Origin of the sequence: Succinimonas sp., assembly GCF_045225735.1 — a bacterium.
Classification (GTDB): Bacteria; Pseudomonadota; Gammaproteobacteria; order Enterobacterales; family Succinivibrionaceae; genus Succinimonas.
Map to the genome: position 1 here is coordinate 1 of NZ_JBGVBR010000368.1, position 2798 is coordinate 2798.

The 2798-nt window shown below is 49.2% G+C and carries 2 protein-coding genes; both read right to left on the reverse strand.

The annotated features are described in order from the left end of the window. Positions 1-1617 (reverse strand): serine/threonine protein kinase (locus tag ACJROR_RS12785; protein ID WP_406547392.1); only part of this gene is annotated, 1617 nt, incomplete at its 3' end. 302 nt (positions 1618-1919) lie between these two features. Beyond that, positions 1920-2615: a hypothetical protein gene (locus tag ACJROR_RS12790; RefSeq protein ID WP_406547394.1), complete on the reverse strand. Its 696-nt coding sequence runs from the start codon at positions 2613-2615 to the stop codon at positions 1920-1922. Positions 2616-2798 lie beyond the last annotated feature (183 nt).

The following is a 2798-nucleotide window of genomic DNA, read 5'->3' on the forward strand; positions in this document are numbered from 1 at the left end:
GGTTTCCAGATAGCCGTTATTCAGAATGTTCAGGGCCTCGGATACAAAGTAATCGCCGTCATCCTCGGAAAGAGCCCTCTCATTCAGAGCCTGAGCAAAGTCTGCGGGAGTGTCAAAGGCCTGGCCCCGGCAGACGATTTTTCTGCAGTTCTCGCTTAGCATGGCCACGCAGGCGAATATGCGGTAAATGCCGCTCAGGTTCTTGCGCACCATGAAGTCATGAGCGGCATTCAGGTTCATTTCCAAAGCGGAATCCTTGAGAATATTTCCGGCAAACCAGCCCAGAATATTGCCCCGCATCCAGTACTCCGCCTGCTGCACCATGGCCGGCATCTGGAGTCCCGGAAGCACCGGCAGCGTTCTCTCAAAAACGAAATCCGCGAAGGCTCCCAGGGTATCAAAGGAACGGCCCCCGAAATAGATTTTCTTTGTCCTCCCGGCAAACAGCCGGTAGATCAGGCAAACGTAGGTTTTAAGGTTCTCCTCAGGATACCGGCCGAGAGAGGTTTCCGCCTCATGGCAAAGCTTGGCCCGCACGGCATCAAAAAAGCCGTAGTGGTGGGTAAGAAGGCCGCGGCCCAGCTCCTTAAGGCCCTTTTCCGGAGCATGCAGGAGAGCAATAAGGAGATCGGATTCTTCCGTAAAGGTACGGCCGATAAAGCTGTAGGGCAGAAAACCGGAAACCACGGCGCCGCCATTGTTTCCCGGCACCGGGAGATCTTCCCCGGCCAGCCATCTCTTTACTTCGTCATAGCCCCATCTCCGGTTAGGATTGTTCCGGTCATTCCGGTAGGTAAGATCCCGGTAAGTGAGTCCCAGCACCAGCTTTTTAAGATTTACGGGGAAGTCCTTGGGAAAATCAATGCCCCTCACCGCGGAAAGCCGCACAGCTTCATCCACGGTCACATCCTTCATCTGAAAAGGCGTATGACCGGTAAAAAGCTCAAATATGGTAATGCCGAAGGAATAATAGTCGGTTTCCCGGTGGTAAACGCCCTGAAGAGCCTCGGGAGCGGCATAAAAGGGAGTCATGCCGGTCTGGGTTACCACCAGGGTTTTGCTTCCGGCGGCGGTGCTGATGCCGAAGTCGATGAGCACCACATGCTCGCCGGAATTGTCCAGCATCAGATTGGAGGGCTTGAGATCCTTATGAAGAACACCCTGCTCGTGCACGGCCCGGAGTCCTTCATTCACGGAAGGAATGATAAGCTCCCGGAGTTCCTTTTCTGAAAATGTCTGCCCGCTTAAGAGCACATCGGCCAGGGAAGGATAGCGGTAATAAGGGAGCACGGTAAAACGGTGTCCCTGAAAATATCCCGCATGAACCACCGGAGCCACGCAGGGATTCCGAATGCTGCGGATCCGGTCCAGCACATCCGACTTGAGAGCTTCCTCCCGGTGAAAAAGCTTGAGCACGAGACGGGAGTCATCATCGGTCTCCCCTTCCCGGTGGCAGATATAGATGGCAGCTTCTCCGGAAGCCACGTCCATTTTCCGTTCAACATAAAGGCCATCAATGGTCTTTCCGGTAATGTCCGGAATATCGGACTTCACACGATTGATTACGGTTTTGCTGAACTTGTCCAGAATTGCAGAGTTGATTTTTGTTTCGGTCATGGAAGCTCCAGTTAAAGCAATATTGCCATAAGGCCTAGGGGCTCCGTCCGCATTTGGAGTTCCGTGTTATTGTAATCAGCGGCGGAAAAGAGGCTCTTACGGAATTGGGTATTAGAATAATATTAACCCGAATCCCCCGGCCGGACGCTAACCTGCATCACAAATACAAAACCGGAGCATGATTTTTTTCATATTATTTTTTTGGGAATGGGCATTATGACTGTTGCCATGGTCATAGCTATGATCAGGCTTCGGAAGGATTTCAAGGACATGGCGAAAAATGTAACAAATTCAGGAAGCAGCTAAGTCATATCCGGATCCGCATCAATCTTTGGCCAGTCAGAAAGCCACTTTTTTATTGACGGGGGAAAGCAGCGATGCTCCTGAAGATAGTCTCTCCTTCCGTTTATGACCTGCCAGGAATACTGACCTCTGTGGAGCTTAGGCCTGTTATCAGCTATCAGATCGAATGCAATGCCTTTTCTGAGAGCACACTGATCACTCTTGACTCTGTTTCCGGAAGCAACAAATGCAGACATGAGTTCACTGAAATTCTCCGTGCGGAATACGCCAAGCTCGGAATCCGGAGCGTCAGGAAAACAAAGAGTAACCATGCCATTTGAAGCTTTGAACAGATATGATTCCCGATTAAATACCCGCGCAGCAGTCTCGCAGAACAGTTTCAGGAACGCTTCATTGCGAACTTCCGACTCAATAAGAACGAAGTTATCAGAAATCTTCTCACCTGTTTCGCTATCCTGGTAATGACTGGCAATTCTCCAGAAGCAAAAACCGTAGTCATCGGCTAAATTTGCCAGCTGAGAATTGCGGCGTCTGTCATTATCAAGGATTTTGGGGTACTTTGCCAAGGCTTCAGGATATTCCTGTTTCATATTTATCGCAGAAGATATGACGGCAAAAACCATATCAGGAGCTTCCAAAGCCTTAAGGAGCCGGATCAGCGGATTATCATCATGCGGCATTTCATTAAAAATCATATTTACGCATCTCATTAAACGTCACTATTTAACTGTTTCAATATTCCATGTCTGCAAGCTAGCACATTCGCATCACGAAAATCAATGTTTTTTCCGATTTTTTTTGGAATCCCAAAATTTGCGACCTTCATAAAAGATTACAGAAACAAAGGAGATGCGATAACGAATTAAATGATCCTAGGA